Below are 24,111 nucleotides of genomic sequence, written 5' to 3'. Positions count from 1 at the left end.
TTCTGTACTAAAAGAATCGTTACATTGACATGAAATACAATGCATTTATGTTCTTCCGTAGAATCTTTTGTACCATCGTTTTACTCCTTGGTTTCCTGTGGGCGGGCAATGCCATGGCCCAAACCAATAAGGTAACCATGGAGAAACTGCCGCACCTGCAGAAATACCTGAACTCCTCTTCAGATACCACTTACATTATCAACTTCTGGGCAACCTGGTGCAAGCCTTGCATTGAGGAGTTACCCAACTTTGAAGCCATTCAGCAACAATACCAGAGCAAACCGGTGCAGGTGGTGTTGGTGAGCATGGATTTTGCGAAGGACTTTGAGAAAAAAGTGATACCGTTTGTTTCCCGGCACAAGTTGAAGAGCACCGTCTTTCTGCTGGACGAGCCAGACCAAAATGCCTGGATTGATACGGTAGACCCCTCGTGGAGCGGCGCTATTCCGGCCACTCTTTTTGTGAACAATTCGCGCAAGCAACGGCTTTTCCTGGAGAAGCCCATTACGCTGGCGCAACTGCAAGAGTACCTTACTTCCAAATTCTCACAAAACCCCTAACCGTATGAAAAAACCCTACCCCCTCTTCGTTCTGCTTCTGAGCATGCTGGCGTTGTTTTCGTCCACAGCATACAGACTTGCCGAGACCGGCTATCAGGTTGGCGACACTGCCTCTGACATTAGACTGAAAAACGTGAACGGCCAGATGGTGAGTTTACGCGACCAGAAAGACGCCAAAGGATTTATTGTGACGTTTACCTGCAACACCTGCCCGTACGCCAAACTGTATGAAGACCGCCTCATTCAACTACACCAGAAATACGCCTCTAAGGGATATCCGGTCATTGCCATCAACCCCAACGATGTAACCGCCTCGCCGGATGATTCTTATGCCGATATGCAGAAGCGGGCCAAAGACAAGAAGTTTCCGTTTGTGTACCTGCATGACGAAACCCAGGAAGTAGCCAAACGCTACGGCGCTACCCGCACCCCCCACGTCTATGTCCTGACCAAATCGGGCCAAGACTTGAAAGTGTCCTATATTGGAGCCATTGATGACAACTCCGGAGATCCTGCCAAAGTACAGAAACGCTACGTAGAAGCGGCTATTGATAATCTGCTTTCTGGTAAAGCTGTGCAGCAAGCCAGCACCAAAGCCATTGGCTGCACCATCAAATGGCGTAACAACAGCTAAAAAGAAAATATTTTAATAACTAAGAAGGTCCGGTGTTTCGGGCTTGTTTTCTCTTAAACAAGCCCGAAACACCGGATCTTCTTTTTATTGGGCCTCTACCATAAGTATTTATACCGTAGAAGAGGGCGGCGAGGCCTGATTTTGCTTCGCCAGCAGGCTTTCTTTCACTCCGGCCATGCGCGCCTCCACTTCATACTTATTATTGTAGTAGCCTACCTTTATAGACTCCAGCAGGTACAGCCATAAAAATCTAAGGTAGCCATGCTCCTGGAACTGACGCACATGGCACAACTCATGAGCCACCCAGGCACTGTCCCGCAAAAAATTTTCTTTGGAAACTCCGCTAAGGTGTATAGTTTTGCCCAGCACCATGGCCACGTTGGTACTCTTCAGCTTCCAGCGGGCAATGCGGGCCAGAGGTGAGTTCTCAATAATTTTCAAATTATTTTCCAGGGACCTCATCTTTTTATTTTGCCAAATTATACGGCATTCAGGCCAATCAGGCTACATTCTTGACTTCTTTTCTCTTCTTTACAATTTTAAGGCAATAAAACCGCGCTTATACGAGTTTGGTTTTAAAAGGTTTCATATTTACCTTTGAAATAATGAGAGTATGTTGGATAACAATGTACCTCTTGTAAAAGGGCTTTCTTCCTGTTTTCCGGCGTCTTTGGCGCTTACAGTTGGAAGGGCCGCAAGTGGTCTCTGCTGCAGCCGGTACCACTTGATGTTTCACCATTAAAACAGATGATGAAAAGTTACATTCTGTCTGCACTAGCCTTAGGCTCTGCATTTCTGTCCTTCTTTTATGAAGTACAGCCTTCTTCAGCCACCAACAACATTTCTGAAGAAGCCCAGATGGTCACCCCTGCTGAACAAATGCAGGAATGGGCCTTGGAACACAACCGTTTCAACTACTCAGACCCTCTGGCCGAGGCCGCCAAAACCAAAAGCCTCAACTACAAAGATTCCCTCTTTTACAACTACTACTCGCAGTCTCTGGGGCTTAAGCTTGACTACACCGAAGACAAAGACCTGCTGGAAACTGTATCTGACTGGATCGGCACCCCGTACCGTTCCGGCGGAAACACCCAGCGCGGCACAGACTGCTCAGGCTTCGTGAGCAAAGTCTACAAACAGGTGTACGGCATCACGCTCACCCACAGCTCCCGCTCCATGTTCCATGAAGTGGACAGAGTTCCTAAAACCGAGATGGAAACCGGGGACCTGGTTTTCTTCCGCCGTGGCCCCGGGCAACCCATCTACCACGTAGGCATCTATCTTAAAAACGGCAAATTCATCCATGCCGCCTCTAACGGTGGGGTCATGATCAACTCTCTCATGTCTCCTTACTACAAGAAACATTTCTACGCTGCCGGGCGCGTGATCTAATTACTCTCCCCTGCTCAGCATAAAAAAAGCGCCTGCTCATCTTCATGAGCAGGCGCTTTTTTTATGTTCCCTGTTTTGCCCCTGTTTTTCTGAAACAATCCTTAAAACGACAGAAATTAAGGGAAGGCCTTTTAACTATTTAGAGCCAAAACAAGTATAGAAATCTATACCAGCCAGAGCAGCCTGGGCGTTTTAAAAGTTAGCGATCAAAATCTGTTTCCCTATTCATTTTTTCGTTACTTCGCCTCCGGTTTATATATAATCTGGACTATATACCCGTTCCTTTAACACAACTGCTTATATGGAAAACCAAACCAATAATACCAAGAACGTACACGAGTCATCGGTTTTTAAACGCTTCCTGAAAAGCGCCGAAGAATACCTGAAACAGCCTTTGCGCATCAAGCAGCTCCTGAACGATGCCTTCAGAAAAGCCACCGAGAAAAAGGACCTGGGCACCATTGCGGGCGAGGTCTTTGAGAACTTTTCTATCTTATTGCGCATGATCAAAGCTGCCATTTCCGGCGACTACAAGGGCATTCCTAACAATACGATTGTAATGGGAGTGGCTGTGCTGATCTACTTCTTGTCTCCTATTGACCTGATTCCGGACTGGTTGCCTATCATAGGCTTGTTGGATGATGCTAGTTTGCTGGCCTGGTTTATGACCACCATCAAATCTGAGATTGACAAGTTCCATGCCTGGGAAGCTGCACAACCCGTAAGAACCACCGCCGCTGACCCAAGCGCCGACTTGGCCACTGCCATGAGCGTGGACACCTCGGCCCACACTCCAAAGTACGAGAACGAACCCGCCGGCCAATATGGCACCGGCCGTGAGACAGCTCCGTCTAACAGTGGCATCGGTTCTTCGGCGCAGCCGCAAAACCCTACTTACGGAAGCGGCAACATGCAGATGGGCAATGACTCTACCGGCTCCCAGGGATCTACCGGCGGCATCATTCCAAACCAGAACAGCGCCCCGGTTACCAGTTTACGCAGCGTGGAAGGTACCCCTGAGCAGGAAATAGACCCGACCTCTAGCCTGGATGCCCGCCCCACCGATCACGGCGTGCCTACCGGCTATGGGGAGCCCAACGTACGCGCCTCCACCACAGACAGCACCCGCGTGCCCAGCAGCAACAGCTACGACACGGACCATGGCGGGAACGTGCGCTAAAGATTGATTGAGAGAATGAGTGAATGAGAGATTGAGTGAATTGTTTTTTGCCTGATCAGGTGCTTCTCAACCAACCTCTTTAACTATTAGGTAATTTTAAAAGCGTCTCTGCGGAGGCGCTTTTTTTATGCCCTTTGTTCTTCTGTACTAGCCAGAATTTTAACGCGGCAACCCTATCTTTGTACGAGATATGGAGAGTAAGAAAAGCGCCTCAGCCCTGAAGAAGGAAGTACTGGAGAAAGAGATTGACAACATCGGGGTGGTACGGTTTGTGCCTAGCGCCACCGCCAAATACGTTAGAATCAGCATCAGACCAGGGCAGGGAGTGCGGGTGACGTTACCTAAGCGAGCCTCATTAGCCCAGGCCGAAGCCTTTGTGCAAGAGAAAGCTTCCTGGATTAGGAAACACCTGGATTCCCAGCATCAGGAACAACAAAAGAAGACCCTTTTCTCTCCGGATACTGAGTTCCGTACCCGTTTTCACCAATTGCTTCTGCTTCCTCATCCGCTGCCGCACTGCAAAAGCAGGCTGAAAGACGGAGTGCTGTATGTGTGGTACCCAGAACAGATTAATCCGGAGCACGCAGACATCCAAGACTACATCCGGAAATCAGTGGAATACACCCTTCGTCTGGAAGCCAAGCAATACCTTCCGCAGCGGGTAGCGTATTTCGCCCGGAAGTTTGGGTTTTCCTACGAGCAGGTTACCATCAAGAACGCCAAAACCCGCTGGGGAAGTTGTTCCCACACCAACAACATCAACCTGAACCTGCACCTGATGCGCCTCCCGGAGCACCTCTGCGATTACGTGATCCTGCACGAGTTAGCCCACACCGTAGAAAAGAACCACGGCCCCCGTTTCTGGGCCCTCCTAGACCAAATCAGCGGCGATGCCAAAGGCTTGGACAAACAACTAAAAGCCTACCGTTTGCAGGTGTTTTAGGGGAGTTCTGATAGTGGAGTTCTGAGTCTTGAGTTCTGAGTCTAAGGAAAAGAATTTCTGACCTGTTTTCAAGAAAGCGGCTCTAAAACTGCATCTGGTCCCATTCATACATCTGCCAATTCCGTCCGCAGGACGATGAAGGTACTGCAGCTGCACTAACAGTAAAAAGCTACTTGCCCCAAGCCCCTGTTGGGCGCATGCGTAACCCAACAGGGGCTCTGGGACAAGCAGTGGCGCAACATATGGCAACGGCCCATGCTCCCTATGAAGCAGAAGACGGTGCCGGGTGGTACTGAAATGAAGCCTCACTGTTTGAGCGTCAGCGAGTTTGAGGCTTCTTGATTCTTTTGGTTACTTTTCTCATCAAGGAGAAAAGTGACAAACGCCCGCAGAGCGAGTCATGAGTCAAGAGTTCTGAGTCAGGGAATAGGAAGTAGCGGTTTGAGGAGCAGATTGGGTTGTTGGTGAGAACACCAACAACGGTTGGCGAAGCAGCAATTAAGAAGCAGCAATTTAAAAGAAAGGCACGGAAGTAACTTCCGCGCCATAGAAGGGCAAGAGTGAATTTGAGGCTGGCGCCTCACTGATTTGCAAACTTCAGGTCATTTTAAGTCCAAGTCACAGACTTGAACCATGAATACGTTTCGAAGCAAATTCCCCGAAATCAGCCATGAAACGAGCATCAAAAAAAGGCAGAAGGATCATCCCTCTGCCTTTCAAGTGTAAAAATGAGCAATGTAATAAAAGGTTTAGCTAGCTTGTCGCATGGTATGCGTTGAGACATAATCCACAAAATCTCCAACTGTATTCAGCGGCACCTCGTCTGGGATAACAATCTTGAAGTTCTTTTCCAACTCTAGGATAATATCCACGACATCCACAGTATCAAACCCAAACTCCTTGCTCAGGTTGGAAGTAACCCGGAGACGTGACGGCTTAATCTCCTTGGTCTTGCTAATAATTCTAACTACCGTACGTGCGATAGAGGGTGTATTTGCGGTTATCATATAGGTAAAAATAAAGTCCTTAGTTCAATCATTTCAGCCAACCAAAACAGCCTCTTGTTTGTGGCGTTTGGTGTGCACCCGGTTCTTGATCTTCTCATTAATCAGGTACATCATAGGCACTACCAACAGGGTAAGGAACGTAGCAAAGCTTAATCCAAAAATGATGGTCCAGGCCAGGGGTCCCCAGAAATCTGCGTTTGCGCCGCCCAAAAAGAAATGCGGCTCAAAATCAGACAGCAAAGTGAAGAAATTGAAGTTCAACCCAATTGCCAGCGGAATTAACCCCAGGATGGTGGCGGTGGCGGTCAGCAATACCGGACTCAGACGAGTTTTTCCGGCCATTACAATCGCCTCCTTCAGCTCCATGCCCTCTCCCAGCAGCACATCTGTGAATTCCACGAGCAGAATCCCGTTCTTCACCACTATCCCGGCCAGGGCTATCAGGCCAATACCGGTCATCACGATGGACATGTCCATATTAAAGACAGAGAAACCCAGCAATACCCCTATCACAGAGAAGATAACTTCTGATAAAATTATCAGCGGTTTAGACACAGAGTTGAACTGCGTTACTAAGATCAAGAAAATCAGGCCCATAGAAGCAATACCGGCCAACGACAGGAAGTCCATGGTTTCTTTCTGATCTTCCTGCTCCCCTCCCATTCTGATCTCGTAGCCTTCTGGGGTTGGGAATCGGTCTAGGGTGGTCTGGATGTTGCCTACCACTTCATTGGGATTATAGCCGCCCAGCACGTTAGAAGAAAGGGTGATGACCCGCTTGAGGTTCTTCCGCTTGATGCCGCCGTAGGTAGTGGAATATTTGATGGTGGCTACCGCCGATACCGGCACCTGCCGCACCCTGCCGGTGGCATCCCGGAACGTGAGCACCATGCCCATCAACTGGTCAATGTTCTTGCGGTAATTCTCGGCCAACCGGATCTGAATAGGATACTCGTCTTCGTCTCTTTTGAATTTGGAAGCCTCCTTCCCGAAGATGGCCGTCCTGATCTCTGAACCAATCTGAGCAGTGCTCAGGCCTTCGCGGTTAGCGCGTACACGGTCAATCTCCACGGTAATTTCCGGGTTCTTGTCCTCCAGATCGGTGCGCAGGTCCTCAATACCGGCAATCTGCGCCGAATCAAGGTAGCGCTGCACCTGCTTGGACAGCCTGACCAGCCCATCAAAATCCTCGCCGGCAATCTCCACCACAACGGGCTTGCCTACCGGAGGTCCGCTTTGCTCTTTCTCCACGGTGATCTCGGCGCCGGGTATGCCTTTTACCGCTTCCCTTATCTGATCCAGGTATCGAGCCGTGCTTACGCCTTTCTCGCGGTACTGGTACTCCTCAAAGGCTACCGTTACCCGCCCTTTGTTGGACTCGGCCTGCCTGCTCCCCGACATTGGGTCACCGGCCCCTACCGCCACGTTAGAAATCACAGATTCCACGTTGGGGTTGTCTTTGCCAATCACGTTGAACACCCGTTGCTCCACCACTTTGGTGATAGAATCTGTGACGGCCTGGTCTGTACCCACGGGCATGCTGATGTAGGTGTAAATGAAGTTGGGATCTCCGCCGGGGAAGAAAACCACTTTGGGTGCTCTTAGAGCGGTAACAAAGAAGGAGACAAACAGCAGGCCAACCACAAACGCTACTGCTTTGTAAGGCCGGCGGCCCACCAACATCCAGCGCAACAGGCGCTCGTAGCGGTTCATGAAAGCCGGCAGCACCCGCTCCTGAAACTTATTGATCCAGCCGGTGAAGACAAATTTGTTCAAGGCCACAAACACCATGATCACCACCATCAGGCTACCCAGGGCGGTTACCCCCATGGCAAAAGCTGCCAGTGCTACCCCTCCCATGATCAGCATGGACAAGCGGAAGGTTCTTCTTTCCCGGGCGGGGTCATGGTCGCGGCGCATAAAGGACACCGCAAATACCGGGTTAATGATGAACGCCACCACCAAAGACGCCATCAAGGTCAAGATCAGGGTAATAGGCAGAAAGAACATGAACTCGCCCACTATGCCCGGCCAGAACGCCAGCGGCAGGAATGGAGCCACGGTGGTAAGCGTACCCGCCATTACCGGCAGAAATACCTCGCCGGCCGCCATCTTCGCAGATTTGGTAATGCTCCAGTGGGTTTGGTGGAATATGCGGTGGGTGTTTTCAATCACCACAATGGCATCATCTACCACAATGCCCAGGGCAAGCAGAAAGGAAAACAGTACAATCATGTTCAGGGAGAACCCAATCATTGGCATGATCAGGAAGGCGATGAACATGGAAATAGGCACGGATAACCCCACAAACAACGCGTTGGTGGTGCCCATGAAGAACATGAGGATGAGCGTTACCAGAATAAACCCGATGATGATGGTGTTGATCAGGTCATTGAGCGTGTGGCGGGTAGTGGTGGATTGATCGCCGGTTACGGTGATGTTGAGGCTTTCGGGGAGTTGGGTACCATGGGCTTCCTCAATGATGGCGTTGATTTTGTCTGAGGCCTCAATAAGGTTCTCGCCGCTGCGCTTGACAATGTTGAGGGTGATTACCGGCAGATTATCCAGGCGTGCAAAGCTCTCGCGCTCCTCAAAGGTGTCAATTACCTGCGCAATGTCTCTGAGGTAGATGTTGCCGCCGTTCAAAGATTTCACCACAATGTCGCCAATAGCGACCGGATCTGTGTACTGGCCTACCACGCGCACGGCCCGTTTCATGTCTCCTACCCGCACGGTACCGCCCGAGATGGTCATGTTCTCGGTGTAAATGGCGCGCTCAATATCGGCAAAGGTTACCTGGGCCACCTGCATCTTATACATATCCAGGTTGATCTGCACTTCCTGCTCCAAAGCCCCTACAATGTCTACGCGGGTGATCTCGGGCAGGGCCTCAATGCGGTCCTGCAGGTCTTCGGCAAACTGTTTCAGTTTCTCGGCGCTGAAGTTCCCGGAGAGGTTCACGTACATGATGGGCATCTCAGAGAAGCTGATTTCCTGCACGTTGGGTGCCTGGGGCAGATCGGTGGGCAGATCGGTCTGGGCTTTGTCTACGGCGTCTTTTACCCGCTGCTTACCCACTTCCACGTCTACATCGGTGTTGAATTCCACGGTGATCAGGGCAAAATCCTGCATGGAGGTGGAGGTTACCCTTTTCACCCCGTTCAGTGATTTGATCTGCTTTTCAATGGGCCGGGTAACCAGGTTCTCCATGTCTGACGGCGAGGTACCGGGGTACACCGTGGTCACAATCATGGTAGGGATCACTATATCCGGGAAGTTCTCTTTCTGCAAGCGGTTGTAGGCCAGAATACCCGCAATGGTAATAATGAGGGTAATGATGTAGATACTGGTTCTGTTATCTATGGCCCAGCTGGTAGGCTTGTATTCTTTGATGTTTTCTGATTGTTCCATAAGATGGGTTGTTTAGGCCGCCTTTGGCACCCGGGGTGCGTTTCAGGCTTCCTTTTTGAAAAACTCCTTAGAAACTCACCGGCTGGCCCTCGTTCAGGTTTTGGGCGCCGGCACTAATCACCTGATCGTTGGCGTTGAGCCCGGTCAGAACCTCTACTTTACCGCCATAAGAAGTACCCGTGGTAATGGTGCGCTTGGCGGCAATGCGCTGCTTGCCTTTCTCCTCTACCACGTACACAAAGTTGCCTTGTTCGTCTTTCTGCACCACATCCAGGGGCAGGGTGAGGGCATTGGGTTTCACGTAATCCTGGATGCGCACCACGGCTACCATGTTGGGCCGCAGGTTCACCTTGCCCTGCTCTGATGGTTTCACGCCCAGCTCCACATTGAATGACCGGTTGGTAGGGTTGATGTTAGAGCCCACTACCTTCACTGTAGTCATGATTTCCTGGTTCAGGTCCGGGAACAGCACCAAGGCATCATCGCCGCGTTTGATCTTGCTGGCATACGCCTCAGAGACCTCCGCCACAATCTTGCCGCTGCTGGCATTCACAATCCGGATGATGCCTATGCCCGGGGCCACGGCTTCGCCAGATTTAGGAATGACTTCATCCACCTCGCCGGAAATCGGCGCCTTTACCACGTACTGGGCCCGGGTTTCGCGCATGGTGGCAAGCTGCCGTTCAAGACTCTCCACGTTGTTTTTGGCTTGCAGGTACTGGATCTCGGTGCCTATGCGTTGATCCCACAGGTTTTTCTGCTTCTGGTACACCGTGCGGGCCAGATCCAGGTTAGGGCGCAGCGAGGCTATCTGCTGGTCCAGCACGCCCGCGTCAATGGTAGCCAGCGTCTGTCCTCTGCTCACGCGGTCTCCAGGGTCTATGCGCAGGCTGGTGAGTACGCCGGGTACTTTGGCGCTGACCATCACGTTCTGGTCAAAATCCACGCGGCCCTGTACTTCCAGGTAATGGCGGAAAGTCTCCGGCTGCACCGCCACCACCGATACCGGCACCGCGGCCACGGTTTGTTTGGTTCCTTTGCCCTCTTTCTGCAGTTCATTTTCCAGTTGGGCAATCTTTCCGGCAATCTCCGCCTGCTCTTTCTTCAACTCTGCCAGTTGCGTTTCCTTGTCTTTCTGGGCGCAGGCTGAGGCTAATAGAGCCATGGCGAGGAAACCTGAGATGATTTGCGTTTTCATAGAAGCTATGCGTATAGGATTCTTTGGGATGGGTTATTTCAGGAGAAGGGCACCGGTAGCTTTGTCTGCGTCTACCTGGGCAATGAGGGCGTCATAAAGGGCACTGTAGTAGTTGGTTTGGGCGGCCCTGAGGTCGGTCTCGGCGGTGATGACTTCCAGGTTGGAGCCTACGCCCTGCTGGTATTTGATGCGGGCCACGCGGGCAATCTCCTCGGCCAGTTCCAGGTTCTGGCGCTGCGCCCGCAGCACACTTAACGTGTTTTGCATGGTGGCATCTGACTGGCGCAGTTCCAGGTCAATGGCTTGCTTGAGTTGCTCAAAGCCCAGTTTCACGTTCTCCAGCTGTATTTTGGATTGCTGCACCTGGTAGCTTTTGCGCAGCCCGTCAAAGATGGGCACCTGCAAACTCACGCCCACCACTCCAAAATCAAACCAGTTACGGGTAGTGGTATTGTTAGCGCCGGCCTTTACATCCAGCAACCTTCCGGCCGAGGTTCCTACGCCGTTATACCCATAATTGGCGCTGAGCAACAGCCTAGGCCAGTAGCCAGATTTGATATTCCGTTGGTTGAGCACGGCCAGTTCCCGTTGGGTTTCCAGGATGGAGTACTCTATGCGGTTGGCGTATTGAAAGCTGGTGTAGTTGATCCTGGGCTCGTTATTGGTCAAGCCGGTTTCGTTCAGCTGATCGGTGAGCAGGATGGGCTGTTCCTGGGGCAGTCCCATCTGAAACTTGAGCAGCTGTTCACTCAGAATCAGCAGGCGCTGGGCTTTGTCTCGGTCAATCTTGAGGTTGTTCAGGCTTACGTTTAACCGGTCAACGTCCAGTTTCTCCACAAACCCGTTGCGGTTCATGACCATGGTTTGGTACAGCAGCGTGTCTAGCCGCACCAGGTTCTGGTCTAAAAGCTTGATCTGCTCCCCCGCTACCAGTACGCCATAATAGGCTTTGCTCACCTGCTCAGCCACATCAATTTCTCCCTGCTGGGTACTTTTTTTGGAGAGCTGGGTGTACGTGGAAGCTGCTTTCAACCCAATGAGGTAAGAACCGTCAAAGAGCAGCTGCGAGGCAGAAAGAGCGGCAGCTCCGGTCCAGGGCTGTACAAACGTGATGGCCTGCGGACCCGCCATTTCCTCCGGAATGGTGTAGGTAGGCGTTAAAACAATGTCCTGGCCCGAGTTAAGCTGCTGCTGCGTAATCACGAAGCTGTTTAGCTGCCCGCCTCCGCCAAACGCACTGAAATCTACAATGGATTTCTGCTGGATAAAGTTGTTGCTGATGTCTACGCCGGCGTTTACCTGCGGAAGGCCAATAGACCGTACCTCGCCTACTTTGGCTTTGTCTATCTGTTCCTGGTTGCGCAAGGTCTTGAGACTGGGACGATTCTCCAGGGCGTACTGAATGGCCTGTTTCAGCGAGAATGACTGGCCCTGCGCCCAGGCGGGCACAGAGGGGAACAAGGCGGTGAAAAGCCAGCCCAGAAGTAGCCAACTGACCTTCGTTTTCTGTTTCATAGGACTTATTCTTCTTCGGTGATTTTCTTGTAATCATTGATCAGCTTATGCCCTTTGAGCGTAGCCAGCCCTAGTATGAAGTGCTCCAGCAAGGCTATCTGCACTTGCTGCCGGTCAAACTGGGAGGCCGGGTAAATGGCCGAATCAAACCCCAGTTCCACCTCGGCTAACCTCAGCCGGGCCAGCACTTCCACATCGGCGTCTTCCCTGAACAACTTCTCCTTAATGCCCCGCTGGATGTGCTCTTTGGTCTGTTTCAAAAAGAACTGGTCTTTGTGTTGTTGCCACAATTGCCAGGCCGCGGGGTGGTATTTCTGGAGATCATAGAAGATGTTGGGATGGATCTGGCGCATGATTCCGCGCACCATTTCCACAATCTGAAGCATGGCTTGCATGGCGTTCCCGGCAGAGGCGATCTCCTGGCTGCAGGTTCCCTCAATTTTGGTGATGTACTGCTCCATGGCATCATGCACCAACTGGTCTTTGTTCTCAAACCATTTATAGATGGTCTTTTTAGAGATGCTCAAGTGCATCGCCACGTCATCCATTGAAACTGCTTTGATTCCCTTCTGGAAAAAAAGCATCTGTGCTTCCTGTAATATTCTCTCTCTGATTTCCATGTGTTTGCGTCAACTCCTGCACAAACCTATGGAAACTTTTTTTGTTTCCTAAGTTTCCATCAGAAAAATTTTAGGCACTAGGAACAAACTAACTATCTGTGTATGAACTGGTTTATTTGCGCACCGGAAAGCTACAGACCGGGAACCAAGAAGTAGCACCAATTATGATGAACCGGCTAAATAGGCCACTGAAACCGGTTATTCTTACTATGAAGCAGATCCTGTTCCAAGGCAGATTTTAGGAAAAGAGAGCGAAAACAACGTTCAACTATCAGTGAAGCGGGTGCGGGTAAATTGAGGATGGAAGCTAAATGCCTAGCACACTTTTAAGCCGGGTGTAGCCATTTTTGCTCAGCGGAATGCGGGTTCCGTTCCGGAGAAGCGCCACGTGGGTCTCCTTCTCCAGCGGTTCAATGCGGGTGAGTTGACTCAAAGCCAGAATAAACGACCGATGCACCCGCACAAACTGGTTTCCTTCCAGGGTCTTCTCATAATAGCCCATGGTTTTCTTCTTCAGGAAACAGCCGTAGGTGGTATGGATTTTCACGTAGTCATCGTAGGCCTCCAGGTACAGAATGTCCTGCACCGGAATTATGCGGATGTCATTGTTTACCCGTACAACAATGCGCACCTGCTCTTCGGGTTGTTTGGCAGACACCTCTTCCAGTTGCTTCACTCCTGCCTCCGGCACCGGCTGTTTCTTTTGCTGCAGCCACTTCTTCATGGCGGCATCAAAACGCTCCTGGGTGAAAGGCTTGAGCAGGTAATCCACGGCGTTGGTTTCAAAGGCTTTGATGGCATACTCGTCAAAGGCCGTGGTGAAGATTACCCCGGGCACCGATTCCACCAGTTCCAGCATCTCAAACCCGTTGATCTTAGGCATCTGAATGTCCAGGAACACCAGCTCGGGCTGGTGCTGCATAATGGCTTTCACACCTTCAAACCCATTGTTGCACTCCTGCACCATCTCCACCTCAGGGTACTTTTGCAGGTATTCACAGACAATGCTGCGGGCCAGAGGTTCGTCATCAATTACCAGGCACTTGATCATGATTTCTGAGGTATTTTAACGGTGGTGATGAATAGATTGTCTTGTTGGGAGGTGGTCAGTAAATCGTGCCGGGCATACAACAGGTACAGGCGGCGGCGCACAGAATCTAACCCGAAACCCGTGCCCTGCTTATGCTGCAACAGCGCCGAGTCATAGGGATTATGGGTGCTGATGACCAACATGGAGTCCTGCACCTGGGCGGTTATCTGGATCAGAATATCATCTATGGTGTCATAAAGACCAAATTTGATGGCGTTTTCCACAATGGGCTGTAAAAGCAGGTAGGGCAAACTCAGTTTCAGGCTTTCTTCCTGGTACTCCACGGCGGTTTGCAGGCGGTGCCCAAAGCGTACTTTCTCAATGTCCAGGTAAATCTGGAGGTGCTGCAGTTCATCGGCCAGTGGCACCATGGTCTGGTCGTCTTTGCGCAACGTGCCCCGCAGGAAATCTGATAGTTGCTGCACCATCTTCTTGGCCTGATCGGGTTGCGTCTTCACCAGCGCGCTGATGGAGTTGAGGCTGTTGAACAGAAAGTGAGGCTGCAGTTGCTGGCGAAGATTGAACAACTCGGCTTCGCGGGCCAGTTTCTCAGTGGCGGCTTTGCGGTCCTCGGCCTCCTGCTTATCGCGGGCGTAGAACCAAAGCCAGTTCTGCAGCACTATGAACAAGAGCATAAGCCAGGCAAAAGCAAACCGCACCGAAAACGTTTTCTCTACAAACGCCAGGTACTCTCCCTGCTGCGGCAGCAGGTATTCCAGCACCAGGTCAGAAATAAGCAAACAGATGCCCGCCACCGCCATGCTGGAACCCAGAAGATAGACCACTTGCCTCACTCCTGGCCTATAAAAGCGCAATGCAACCGACATCAGGTAGCCACCCCCTACTACCACTGCGTTCGTGAGGACTGCATCGGTTATGATAGGCTCCAGCGAGAACCCGGCCTGGGAGACCACACAACCCTGTACCGCCGCCCACAGTGCCGCCCAACCCAGGTACAGCAGAATTACACGTAGAGTAGACATTGATTCAGAGGTTGCGGTGGAAAGCAGCAGCAAAAAAGGACACTTGTCACGGAGGGCTGAACAGAATGTAAATTAATAACTTTTAATTTCTATTCCGGCAAAGACCATGGTTCCTTTCAGGACCAACACTTTGTTTGATTCCATGAAGGCCTCACTAAAAGGCCGGTTATCACTAACTCCGGCAAAAATGGTGGCTACCTCTGAGCGCACCCGCCAGTGCGCCGGAAGTATCAGGCTGACACCCCCACAAATCTGAGTCACGTTCAGGACCGCTTCGCCCTGTATATCAGCGTGGGTAAGATCGTATCGGCCACCGCCGCAGAATGTGACAAGGTCTCCCCCTTTGAAATCTTTGGTGATCACGTTTTTCTTGATGCCGCCAAAAATGGCGCTGGCGGTCAGGAAATCTTCTTTGGAGAAATTAGCACTTGTACTACTCGTGCCAAAGCCTTTGCCACTCACCGGTGGTCGGTTCATGTACTGTTTCCGGAAGTGCTTCTCGCAGGTATGCCGGGGTTTGAAAATAATCCAGAGCCCGGCCCCAATGATGAGCGCCGGCCACAGAAAAGGTTTGATAGACGCGCCCGGCACCAAGTCCTCTACCAGGAACAAGCCTCCAATGATGATGGGGAAAATCCAGCCCGCATTTCTGAAAGAATGCTTAAAACCGGTGTATAAGCCCACCAAAATCAGGAACACTTTCCAGGAGAACACCCATCTTGGCAGCACCAAAACATCTAACTGGTACGCCAACAACGCCGCTCCCACCGCCACTACCAACAGCCCTCCGGCTACTCTTCCACCCCGGCTGGCGGGTTGCCCCCACTCCTGGTAGTTTTCTGTTCTGTTTATGTGTTGATTTTCCATAACGTTTTTAAGTATGGTCCAAAGCTATAGCAAGGGGCCACCGGGTACAAGGTGAAATAGGCTAAGAAAAGAGAAAAGTAGGTAAACGGCAGGTTTGCGTAGGTGAATGGCGTTACCGCCGGTGAACATGCCTGGTCAAGGCCTTTTAGCGGGCGTTTCAGGCCTGTTTTCAGGGAAAAAGCCTGGAAACAAAAGCGGCGGCAAGTGAGAAGCTCAGGTCTTCGGGACAAAAGCTTACGCATTCACCATTACTTCTTTATCTTTGCGCTATGCTATTTGAGAACATTCAACGGCTTACCCAAGAGGTAGAAGCCTATACAATAGAGAACAAGGAGCAACTGGAGGCGTTCCGGAATACGTATGTGAGCCGCAAAGGCCAGATTGCTGCGCTGTTTGACGAGATGAAAACCGTTGCCCCTGAGCAGCGCAAACAGGTAGGCCAGGAGTTGAACCAGCTCAAGCAGTTGGCCCAGCAGAAGATGGACACCGTGCAGGAAGCGCTGGAGCAGAACGCTACCCCAGATGCGCTGGCGGGCCTTGATTTCACCTTACCGCCTGTGCCTAATGCCTTGGGCACCCGGCATCCGCTGGCTCGCGTGCGGGAACAGATCATCCGGATTTTCGAGCGCATTGGGTTCAACGTGTCTGAGGGCCCCGAGATGGAAGATGACTGGCACAACTTCTCGGCTTTGAACTTCCCTGAGAACCACCCCGCCCGCGACATGCAGGACACGTTCTTCCTGAGCAAGAACCCAGACATGCTGCTGCGCACCCACACCTCCAGCGTGCAGGTACGCGTGATGGAGCACCAGAAACCACCTATCCGTACCTTGTCGCCGGGCCGTGTGTTCCGGAACGAGGCCATCTCGGCAAGAGCGCACTGTGTGTTCCACCAGGTGGAGGGCTTGTTTGTGGACCGGGGCGTAAGTTTCAAAGATCTGAAAGACACCTTGTACTACTTCGTGCAGGAGTTGTTCGGGCCAGACACGCAGATCCGTTTCCGTCCGTCGTTCTTCCCGTTCACCGAGCCCAGCGCCGAGATTGACATCACCTGCCATATCTGCAAGGGCGAAGGTTGTAACATCTGTAAATACAGCGGCTGGGTAGAGATTGGCGGCTCGGGCATGGTAGACCCGCAGGTACTGGAAAACTGCGGCATTGATTCAAAAGAGTTCTCCGGTTTCGCCTTCGGGATGGGCATTGAGCGGATTACCATGCTCAAATACCAGATCAAAGACCTGCGCCTGTTCACCGAGAACGATGCCCGCTTCCTGCGTCAGTTTGAAGCCATCTAGGTTTTTCTAATGTAAGAGCCGAAAATTGAATACTGTTTCGGTGTTGCTTTTCAGAAAACAGCCACCAAACAGAAAATTTTTAGGTTTCATTTTCAATCACTTACCAAAAAACCTAAAATTTTTCTTCGGCAACACTTGCGCCATAAGACTACAGCCCCTACTTTTGCATCATCATTCAAGGCCACACAGCCAGAAAGTGATAAACTCCTCCTTAGCTCAGTTGGTTAGAGCACATGACTGTTAATCATGGGGTCCTTGGTTCAAGCCCAAGAGGGGGAGCTTCTAAATCAGCCACTTACGAGACAAAGCTTGTAAGTGGCTTTTTTGTTTTCCCACCATTTGCACCTAGGTCATAGGAATAGGCGTCATTGTTTGTACCCTATCCTAAACTTCTCTCCTCCTACCTCATTTCCACAAAATCAGGAGAAAAGCTTCTGGCAATGCCCAAAATAGTAGAACAGGCCAAGGCGTACTTGTTGGAAGTTAGTGGAAGGCTCGCTTACTTAGGTAATCCCTGATGTAGCAGTGCCTTGAACCTGAATTCCATATGCCGGCAGTATACCATTCTAAAAAAGCAGAAGACTTACGGGAGGAAGAAATCGCCACTATTCTGGAGCATTGGGAAGTACCCGAGTGGCGACAGATGGATGCAGAAGCTTTCCGGGAGAAATTCGCTAAATCGGATTTCCACCTTTTGGTGGGCGAGCGGTCTGAAATCCTGTGCGTGGCCCGTATCAACTTCGATTTCCGAATCAGAATAAACGATCAGGAGCATGACTTTGCCGAGTTCGTGGGGTTTGTGGCCATGGAGAAGGGAAAAGGATACGGCACGCAGTTACTGGAAGCAGTAGTGGGATCCATGAAAGCGCGGAACGTAGAAACCATTGGCTTCTGCGAACAGGAACTTCGACCTTTCTACGAGAAGTGCGGCATAGAAATCCTATACGATAAGGCGAAGCGGCTAAGGGAGATGGAATCGGACCAATGGGTAGTCCCAACTGATGATGATATCCTGGTCTTAAACTTGTCCAGTGAGAAGTTAGAGGCTTTGAGAAACCTGAACGAAGACAATCTGGGGTACCTGATTTGCCCAGATATTTAAACTCACCGTTGATCTGCTCAGGCACTTTGCTTGGGAAAAGAAAGGAACAACCAACCACCTAAAGCCCTGTTTTGTGCCTAAAATGGGGTAAACAGGCGGAAAACAGTAACCGCAAACTCACAGCCCCCCCCCGGCTTGCCTTAAGGTAGCACCACAAGCCCCTATTGCCCTGACACTTCACTTAAACTGCTCCAAAACATTCTTTTACCCCCCCTTTCATTAATCAATGCAAGCCGACTGCGCTTATAAAATCACGGATTAGCATTACCGGGATAATATTCAGGTAACAATCAATGTCCTTCTTTGTGAACGTGTTACGCAAACAGGTTACCTCATGCAAGTTCTGTTCACAAACCCATTTCGCAACCCGCTTCTGTTTTTGGGCAAAAGCACCCTTGCAAAAGCCACTTTCTTCTGCGTCAATTTGTTGCTGCTGAGCATGGGCGTCTGCGGCCAGCCTGCTGCTTTAAGGCAAGCCAAGGAACTAGCGCAGCACCGTCCAGACTCGGCTTTCAGGTTGCTGAAGAATGTGTTGCAGGAAGCGGTGCAGCAGAAAGACAAGAAAACGGAAGGGCTCTGTTTGCAGCAGATGGGTCAGATTTTCTACCACCAGGGGCGTTACCCACAGGCGCTGGATCACCACCTGCAAGCTGATAAAATCTTCAGAGAACAGCAGTTACCAGAGCAGCTGGCACATAACCTCAATGAAATGGGCACGCTGCATTACTATAACCGGCAGGAGGAGGTAGCGCTGAAAGAACACCGGGAAGCTTTAGGTATTTTCAGGAAGACGCAGGACCGAAAAGGAACGGCTTTCACGTACGGCAACATAGGTCATTTCTATGAAAAGCGGCAGGTGCATGACAGCGCTTTTCATTACCAGCGCATGGCTCTGGGGTTGTACAAACAGATCAAGGATAGCAGCGGCATTGCCAAAATCTTCGAAAACCTGGGCAGCATCTTTGAAGACCTGAGCAAGTATGACTCGGCGCAGTATTATTTCCAGCAGTCGCTTTCCATCAACCAGCGGCTCAACGACCAGTTAGCCCAACTGGAAGTGCTCAATAACATGGGAGACGTACTCCGGAAAACGGGGGAATATAGAAAAGGACTGGCATATTCCTGGCAGGCGGTTCGGTTGGCGAAAAAGTTGGGGGAACTGTACCAGCTGAGCAGCGGCTACCGCGATCTGGCCAAAGCCTACCACTTCCTGCACCAGGATGACAGCGCTTTCTTTTACATGGAACAGAACCGCGATGCCCTGCTCAAAATATACTCAGACGAGAACAACAAACAGGCCGCCCTGCTCAGTACGCTGTATGAAATAGAAAAGAAGAACAACGCCATTACGCAACTAGAGAATGCCCGCCAGCGGAACGTGTTGCTGAGCATAGGCGCAGGTATTATTCTGGTGCTGTTGCTTTCCTTAGGGTGGGTAGTCATCAGCAGGCAAAAACTCAAGCTACAGAACGAGCAGACTCTGCGGGAGCAGAATGAACAGATGTACCACACGCAAAAGGAACTGATGGAAACGGAGCTGAAAAACAAACAGCTGCGGGAGCAGTTCCTGAGATCTGAGCTGGAAACCAAAGGCAAAGAGCTATCCAGCCACACCTTGCACGTGATTCAGAAAAGCCAGTTGCTGGAACAGCTGCGCGATAAGCTACAGGAGATGGTAAAGGAAGACAAGCGCGACCAGAAAAAGCAACTCAAGCAACTGTTGGTACTCATTCAGCAGAACTTCAGCCAGGATAAATACTGGGAAGACTTCCGGGGCATTTTTGAACAGGTGCATGAGTCGTTCTTCCAAAACCTGAAACAGCGCTGTCCAGACTTAACCGCCGCAGACCTCAGGCTAGTGGCTTTGCTTAAAATGAATCTCACCTCTACCGAAATTTCTACGCTGCTCAACATTTCACTGGATAGTTTGCGGGTATCCCGTTACCGCTTGCGCAAGAAACTCAACCTGCCCCAAGGCGAGAATCTGGTCGCTTTTATTCAGGGCCTGCAAGAGGTGCCCGCGCAGGAAGAAGTACTGGAAGATCTGTTGCTGGAGGCTTAACAGGTATCTTCTGTTTTAGGCCTGTTTTCAGAAATCAGCCCTAAAACGGCAAAACTCTATGGCGCGAAAGTTACTTCCGTGACTTAAGATTCAGTTGTAAGTCACGGAAGTAACTTCCGCGCCATAATAAGAAGTAGTACAGGAATATAAAATACGGACTTCAGCCCAAAACTTAAAGTCCGATTTCGGCCTGGTTTTCAGAAATCAGCCTGAAAATAGAAAAAGCGAAACCTCCTAACGCTCTGGTAACGGTGGCATAACAATAACATAATGACTGTTTGCAACGGGCGTTTTATGCTGATTTCCAGGTGTATAGCAAGATACTGTTAACCTTGTTGCCTTCTTGTTTACGGTGCCCAAAGGCTTGTTCACATTTTGTATACGCCCCAAAATTGATTCTGCCCTGTGGAGAGCATCACCTTTACAGCGTCAATCAACCAACGCTATGAGGTATAAACTTTTACTCAGCTTTTGCTTTCTGGTCATGGGGTTTTCAGGAGCCGCCCACGCACAGCAAGCCATCTTACGAGGCAAGATTACAGACGCAGTAAATCAGGAGCCGCTGGCAGGAGCCGCCGTAGAACTGGCAGGTACCAGCAACGGAGTATCAACCGGACTCAACGGGGAGTTCAGGCTGTATGCTACGCCGGGCAGTTACACTTTAAAAGTACATTACCTGGGCTACCAGGACACTACGTTTTCGGTAAGTGTGGCCACTGGTGAAACAGCACTGCTGCAACTCAGGCTGAAAAGCAACTCCAACCATTTGAGCGATGTATTGGTAACCGGCTCCCTACAGGGCCAGGCTAGAGCACTAAACCAACAGAAGAACGCAGACAACATTAAGAACATAGTAGCGGCTGACCAGATAGGCCGTTTCCCGGACCCGAATGCCGCCGAGGCGTTGCAACGCGTGCCCGGCGTAAACATTGAGCGCGACCAGGGCGAAGGCCGTTACGTGCTGGTAAGAGGGCTGGCCCCTCAGTTTACCAACATCAACGTGAACGGCGAGCAGATTCCGTCGCCAGAGGCCGATGTGCGCTTTGTGGCACTGGATGCAATTCCATCAGACCAACTGGCTTCTATGGAAATCTCCAAGTCCTTAACACCCGACATGGACGGTGACGCCATTGGTGGTTCTGTCAACCTGATCACCCGTACTGCGCAGAGTGGTCGTCCGCAAATCTCCGGTTCCCTGGCGGGTGGATATAACAACCTCATGGACAAACCTAACGTGAACGGGCAATTGCAGTTCGGGCAGCGGTTTGGAGCCAATGAGAAGCTGGGCTTTTTGGTAAACGCCAACTATTACCAAAATAAGCTGGGCTCCGATAACTGGGAGTACGCCCCGCAAGACAATGAACTGGAGCTACGTGATTACGAGCTGACCCGTACCCGAACCGGCCTTAGCAGCACCATAGATTACAAGTTTAACCCCAACCACGAGGTGTACGTGCGCGGCTTGTACTCCCGCTTTACCGACCGGGAATGGCGCCGCCGCTACGTGTTTGTGCCCGAAGATGAGGAAATTGAAAAGCTTACCAAAGACCGTTTTGAAGAGCAGTCTATCCTTTCCATCAACGCAGGTGCCAAGCACACCTTTCAACGGTTTTTCCTGAACTATGAGGCACAGTACTCTTACGGCGAGCAAGATACGCCTTATGACAATGAGGTAGGTTTCATTGCGGGCTTACCGGCTACTTTCGGTTTTCCCACGCCTAAGTATCCGCAGATTGATGCCGAGAACTTCACAGACAACACCCAGTATGAGCTGGATGAAGCCGAGTTCGGGCATACGCTGGCGAAAGACCGCAACATCACGGCTAAGTTAGACCTGGGCATTCCGTACAAGCTGGGCGATAACAGTGGCCTACTCAAGTTTGGAGGTAAAGTGCGCCGTAAACGCAAGAGCTATAATATCACCGCCAACAAGTATGAAGGCAGAGGCGGCGTTCCTACGCTAGATGCCTTTGCCGGTTCTCCGGTGAAAGACTCCTTCCTGGGTGGCCGTTACAACATGGGCAATCCGCTGGACGTGACCAGCTTCATTCAGTACTTCAACGCCAACCCGGCGCAGTTTGAGCTGAACGTAGAAGACAAGAACATCGACGAGGCCTTAGAAGCCTTTGACGCCGAAGAGAACGTGTACGCCGGTTACGGAATGGTGCGCCAGCAGATGGGGCCTTTGATGGTGCTGGCAGGTTTGCGTTACGAGAAGACTAACGTAAATTACTCTTCTAAAGACGTGATCATCAACGCAGCCGGTGACCTGGAGTCTATTCGTCCGGTGGAAGGAAGCTCCAACTATGACTTCTTGCTGCCGCAACTGCACCTGAAGTATGAACTGAACAAATTCACCAACCTGCGGGCCGCCGCTACTTACACCTACGCGCGTCCTAACTTCAGTGAACTAATTCCATCGCAGGAAATCAACCGCGAAGACAACCTGGCAACGGTAGGCAACGCCAACCTGAAACCGGTAAGCGCCTTTAACCTGGATGTACTAGCCGAGCGCTACTTCGGGAACGTGGGGGTACTTTCTGGTGGGTTCTTCTACAAGAAGCTGGATGACTTCATCTACCGCAAAATGATCTTCGCCAGCCCGTATCCACTAGTAGGCGAGCCCATCATAGACCGAATAGACATTGCGCAGTCGCAGAACGGTAACCAGGCTAACTTAACCGGTTTTGAAGTAGCTTACCAGGGTAACTTAACCTTTCTGCCCGGCTTCCTGCGCAACTTCAGTTTGTACACCAATTACACCTACACCCACTCAGACGCCAAGATTCAGAGCCGTTCGGCTAGCAGCAACAATCCCAATGCTACTGAGAGCCTGCGTTTGCCGGGTCAGGCCAAAAACGTAGGAAACATCTCTCTTAGCTACGAAGGGCAGAAATTCACCGCCCGTGCTTCTATGAACTTCAACGGTGAGTACCTGAGTGAAATAGGCGGTGTGGCCGAGGAAGATATCTATGTGAAGAACCGCGCACAATTAGACTTCAGCGCCAGCTATGCCTTCAATTCCCGCTTCAGGCTGTTCACTGAGTTCATGAACCTGACCAACCAGCCTTTTGAGCGCTACATGGGCCATAAAAACCTGCTCATTCAGCGCGAGTTCTACTCCTGGTGGAGCCGCATAGGCGTGAAGTTCGACCTATAAGTCAAGCGCTGTTTTTTACCTAAAATCCGCAAAACACATGAAAAACATAAAATTCTGGGCGCTCGCCGGGGCGTTCCTCTATGCCCTGTCGGGGTGCGATGACAAAGACGACAACGTAGTAACGCCGCTCATGGATGTGGCTTATCCGCAGGTGCTGTTGCTCTCAGATGAAGGCAATGGAGACCTAGAAGACGAAGACAAATTCAGCTTCAAAATAACCCTGGCCGACCGCGTAGACCCACAAGGCGAAGAACTGGGCGGCAAAGTAGTACCGCTGGAGAAGGATGTAACCGTGCAGTTTCAGGTTACAGATATGGAGGGCTTCAGCAAGCTTTCAGACTACGTCAAAGACTGGACGGCTTTCTATGAAATAGATGACTGCACCACCTCAGAAGACCAAAACATAAACCTCAACCTCACTTTTGACCCGGCTACTGGCATCGGCTCGGTACGGTTTCCGGCCGGAGTAGAGGAGATTGAAGTAGAGTTTGAAACCGACGAGGATTTGTTTGACGATGACACGTTCAATGCTGAAAGCAGAGGACTGGTACTCAAGCTGGTCGGGCTCAATGCCAATGGCCAGAACGTGGTTGCCAACACCACCAATGCGTTTGAATACAAGGTGCTGGATGATGAAGGCGTTTATGGCGAATGGGAAGTAGGCGTTGATGATGCTACCGAGTTCCAGAACTTCAAAAACCTGTTCGGGCTCATCAATGAAGACATCAAACACCTGGACGCCGATGAGGTGGAGGAAATCACCCTCTCTTTTGAATACGGCGAGTGGAAAGCCGAAGTGAAACTGAAAGAAACCGAAATGGTGGAAGAATGCGGTGAGGTAGAGGAAGAAAACAAGGTGATTGAGATAGAAGCCGAGTTTGAGGAGCTGGAAGATGACAAGCTGGAAGGTGACCTGGAGTTTGCCGAAAGCATTGAACAGGAAGATGGCTCTGAAATTGACTTCGCGTACGCCGGTTCTTTCAAGGTGCAAGGCAAACGCCTCACGCTAACCCTCAAAGGCGAGTATGATGATGCCGAAACCAGTGCCATTACCCTTCACCTCAAGAAATAACAATCCGTCAACCCAGGTTT

General features: G+C 51.0%; 19 protein-coding genes and 1 tRNA gene. 11 read left to right on the top strand and 9 right to left on the bottom strand.

Annotated features, from left to right (window positions below):
- The first annotated feature begins 29 nt into the window (after positions 1–29).
- Both JT719_RS15335 and JT719_RS15330 read left to right on the top strand, forming a co-directional pair.
- Complete coding sequence (locus tag JT719_RS15335) at positions 30–560, top strand: TlpA family protein disulfide reductase (RefSeq protein ID WP_242693263.1); 531 nt, start codon at positions 30–32, stop codon at positions 558–560.
- 4 nt (positions 561–564) lie between these two features.
- Complete coding sequence (locus tag JT719_RS15330; RefSeq protein ID WP_207434194.1) at positions 565–1,194, top strand: thioredoxin family protein; 630 nt, start codon at positions 565–567, stop codon at positions 1,192–1,194.
- A 108-nt stretch (positions 1,195–1,302) separates the two neighbouring features.
- Here JT719_RS15330 and JT719_RS15325 read toward each other — a convergent pair whose 3' ends face one another.
- Positions 1,303–1,656: a hypothetical protein gene (locus JT719_RS15325; protein ID WP_207434193.1), complete on the bottom strand. Its 354-nt coding sequence runs from the start codon at positions 1,654–1,656 to the stop codon at positions 1,303–1,305.
- A gap of 285 nt (positions 1,657–1,941) precedes the next feature.
- Here JT719_RS15325 and JT719_RS15320 point away from each other — a divergent pair, with 285 nt between their 5' ends.
- The 3 genes from JT719_RS15320 (at position 1,942) to JT719_RS15310 (ending at position 4,709) form a co-directional block, all read left to right on the top strand.
- Entirely contained in the window at positions 1,942–2,586 is a 645-nt protein-coding gene (locus tag JT719_RS15320) for a C40 family peptidase (protein WP_207434192.1), read from the top strand.
- A 301-nt stretch (positions 2,587–2,887) separates the two neighbouring features.
- Entirely contained in the window at positions 2,888–3,766 is an 879-nt protein-coding gene (locus tag JT719_RS15315) for a YkvA family protein (protein WP_207434191.1), read from the top strand.
- Positions 3,767–3,956: 190 nt separating this feature from the next.
- Positions 3,957–4,709 carry a M48 family metallopeptidase gene (locus tag JT719_RS15310; protein ID WP_207434190.1) on the top strand — a complete coding sequence of 251 codons (753 nt, stop codon included), beginning with the start codon at positions 3,957–3,959 and terminating at the stop codon, positions 4,707–4,709.
- A gap of 749 nt (positions 4,710–5,458) precedes the next feature.
- Here the strand turns inward: JT719_RS15310 and JT719_RS15305 are convergent.
- The 8 genes from JT719_RS15305 to JT719_RS15270 form a co-directional block, all read right to left on the bottom strand.
- Positions 5,459–5,716, bottom strand: coding sequence for an acyl carrier protein (locus JT719_RS15305; protein WP_207434189.1), 258 nt, complete (start codon positions 5,714–5,716; stop codon positions 5,459–5,461).
- Between the two features lie 33 nt (positions 5,717–5,749).
- Positions 5,750–9,127 carry an efflux RND transporter permease subunit gene (locus JT719_RS15300; RefSeq protein WP_207434188.1) on the bottom strand — a complete coding sequence of 1,126 codons (3,378 nt, stop codon included), beginning with the start codon at positions 9,125–9,127 and terminating at the stop codon, positions 5,750–5,752.
- A gap of 67 nt (positions 9,128–9,194) precedes the next feature.
- Positions 9,195–10,325 (bottom strand): efflux RND transporter periplasmic adaptor subunit, encoded by a 1,131-nt coding sequence (locus JT719_RS15295; RefSeq protein WP_207434187.1) that lies wholly within the window; start codon positions 10,323–10,325, stop codon positions 9,195–9,197.
- Positions 10,326–10,358: 33 nt separating this feature from the next.
- A complete protein-coding gene (locus JT719_RS15290) occupies positions 10,359–11,840 on the bottom strand; it encodes a TolC family protein (RefSeq protein WP_207434186.1) in 1,482 nt (493 codons plus the stop codon).
- Between the two features lie 5 nt (positions 11,841–11,845).
- Positions 11,846–12,460 carry a TetR/AcrR family transcriptional regulator gene (locus JT719_RS15285; RefSeq protein ID WP_207434185.1) on the bottom strand — a complete coding sequence of 205 codons (615 nt, stop codon included), beginning with the start codon at positions 12,458–12,460 and terminating at the stop codon, positions 11,846–11,848.
- A 307-nt stretch (positions 12,461–12,767) separates the two neighbouring features.
- Positions 12,768–13,511 carry a LytR/AlgR family response regulator transcription factor gene (locus JT719_RS15280; RefSeq protein WP_207434184.1) on the bottom strand — a complete coding sequence of 248 codons (744 nt, stop codon included), beginning with the start codon at positions 13,509–13,511 and terminating at the stop codon, positions 12,768–12,770.
- Positions 13,508–14,533 carry a sensor histidine kinase gene (locus JT719_RS15275; RefSeq protein ID WP_207434183.1) on the bottom strand — a complete coding sequence of 342 codons (1,026 nt, stop codon included), beginning with the start codon at positions 14,531–14,533 and terminating at the stop codon, positions 13,508–13,510. The genes JT719_RS15280 and JT719_RS15275 overlap by 4 nt, the downstream gene beginning before the upstream one ends.
- A gap of 72 nt (positions 14,534–14,605) precedes the next feature.
- On the bottom strand, positions 14,606–15,400 hold the full coding sequence (locus JT719_RS15270) for a LiaF transmembrane domain-containing protein (RefSeq protein ID WP_207434182.1): 795 nt from the start codon (positions 15,398–15,400) through the stop codon (positions 14,606–14,608).
- 269 nt (positions 15,401–15,669) lie between these two features.
- Between JT719_RS15270 and pheS the strand changes: the two genes are divergently transcribed.
- The 6 genes from pheS to JT719_RS15240 all read left to right on the top strand — a co-directional run bounded on the left by pheS (position 15,670) and on the right by JT719_RS15240 (position 24,091).
- Entirely contained in the window at positions 15,670–16,695 is a 1,026-nt protein-coding gene (pheS, locus tag JT719_RS15265) for a phenylalanine--tRNA ligase subunit alpha (RefSeq protein WP_207434181.1), read from the top strand.
- 205 nt (positions 16,696–16,900) lie between these two features.
- Positions 16,901–16,974: transfer RNA gene (locus JT719_RS15260), tRNA-Asn, on the top strand.
- Positions 16,975–17,242: 268 nt separating this feature from the next.
- Positions 17,243–17,797 carry a GNAT family N-acetyltransferase gene (locus tag JT719_RS15255; protein WP_207434180.1) on the top strand — a complete coding sequence of 185 codons (555 nt, stop codon included), beginning with the start codon at positions 17,243–17,245 and terminating at the stop codon, positions 17,795–17,797.
- Between the two features lie 334 nt (positions 17,798–18,131).
- A complete protein-coding gene (locus tag JT719_RS15250; protein WP_207434179.1) occupies positions 18,132–19,859 on the top strand; it encodes a tetratricopeptide repeat protein in 1,728 nt (575 codons plus the stop codon).
- Positions 19,860–20,304: 445 nt separating this feature from the next.
- Positions 20,305–23,019, top strand: a complete 2,715-nt coding sequence (locus tag JT719_RS15245; protein WP_207434178.1) for a TonB-dependent receptor — start codon at positions 20,305–20,307, stop codon at positions 23,017–23,019.
- A 37-nt stretch (positions 23,020–23,056) separates the two neighbouring features.
- Positions 23,057–24,091: a hypothetical protein gene (locus JT719_RS15240; protein WP_207434177.1), complete on the top strand. Its 1,035-nt coding sequence runs from the start codon at positions 23,057–23,059 to the stop codon at positions 24,089–24,091.
- Positions 24,092–24,111: the final 20 nt, after the last annotated feature.

This window comes from Sabulibacter ruber, from assembly GCF_017355955.1.
In the GTDB taxonomy this organism is placed as follows: Bacteria; Bacteroidota; Bacteroidia; order Cytophagales; family Hymenobacteraceae; genus Nibribacter; species Nibribacter ruber_A.
This window is presented reverse-complemented; position numbering and strand designations above follow the sequence as displayed.

Excerpts from the sequence above, each read along its gene's own strand:
- JT719_RS15335 (WP_242693263.1), top strand. The coding sequence starts at position 30 with ATGAAATACAATGCATTTATGTTCTTCCGTAGAATCTTTTGTACCATC.
- JT719_RS15330 (WP_207434194.1), top strand. The coding sequence starts at position 565 with ATGAAAAAACCCTACCCCCTCTTCGTTCTGCTTCTGAGCATGCTGGCG.
- JT719_RS15325 (WP_207434193.1), bottom strand. The coding sequence starts at position 1,656 with ATGAGGTCCCTGGAAAATAATTTGAAAATTATTGAGAACTCACCTCTG.
- JT719_RS15320 (WP_207434192.1), top strand. The coding sequence starts at position 1,942 with ATGATGAAAAGTTACATTCTGTCTGCACTAGCCTTAGGCTCTGCATTT.
- JT719_RS15315 (WP_207434191.1), top strand. The coding sequence starts at position 2,888 with ATGGAAAACCAAACCAATAATACCAAGAACGTACACGAGTCATCGGTT.
- JT719_RS15310 (WP_207434190.1), top strand. The coding sequence starts at position 3,957 with ATGGAGAGTAAGAAAAGCGCCTCAGCCCTGAAGAAGGAAGTACTGGAG.
- JT719_RS15305 (WP_207434189.1), bottom strand. The coding sequence starts at position 5,716 with ATGATAACCGCAAATACACCCTCTATCGCACGTACGGTAGTTAGAATT.
- JT719_RS15300 (WP_207434188.1), bottom strand. The coding sequence starts at position 9,127 with ATGGAACAATCAGAAAACATCAAAGAATACAAGCCTACCAGCTGGGCC.
- JT719_RS15295 (WP_207434187.1), bottom strand. The coding sequence starts at position 10,325 with ATGAAAACGCAAATCATCTCAGGTTTCCTCGCCATGGCTCTATTAGCC.
- JT719_RS15290 (WP_207434186.1), bottom strand. The coding sequence starts at position 11,840 with ATGAAACAGAAAACGAAGGTCAGTTGGCTACTTCTGGGCTGGCTTTTC.
- JT719_RS15285 (WP_207434185.1), bottom strand. The coding sequence starts at position 12,460 with ATGGAAATCAGAGAGAGAATATTACAGGAAGCACAGATGCTTTTTTTC.
- JT719_RS15280 (WP_207434184.1), bottom strand. The coding sequence starts at position 13,511 with ATGATCAAGTGCCTGGTAATTGATGACGAACCTCTGGCCCGCAGCATT.
- JT719_RS15275 (WP_207434183.1), bottom strand. The coding sequence starts at position 14,533 with ATGTCTACTCTACGTGTAATTCTGCTGTACCTGGGTTGGGCGGCACTG.
- JT719_RS15270 (WP_207434182.1), bottom strand. The coding sequence starts at position 15,400 with ATGGAAAATCAACACATAAACAGAACAGAAAACTACCAGGAGTGGGGG.
- pheS (WP_207434181.1), top strand. The coding sequence starts at position 15,670 with ATGCTATTTGAGAACATTCAACGGCTTACCCAAGAGGTAGAAGCCTAT.
- JT719_RS15255 (WP_207434180.1), top strand. The coding sequence starts at position 17,243 with ATGCCGGCAGTATACCATTCTAAAAAAGCAGAAGACTTACGGGAGGAA.
- JT719_RS15250 (WP_207434179.1), top strand. The coding sequence starts at position 18,132 with ATGCAAGTTCTGTTCACAAACCCATTTCGCAACCCGCTTCTGTTTTTG.
- JT719_RS15245 (WP_207434178.1), top strand. The coding sequence starts at position 20,305 with ATGAGGTATAAACTTTTACTCAGCTTTTGCTTTCTGGTCATGGGGTTT.
- JT719_RS15240 (WP_207434177.1), top strand. The coding sequence starts at position 23,057 with ATGAAAAACATAAAATTCTGGGCGCTCGCCGGGGCGTTCCTCTATGCC.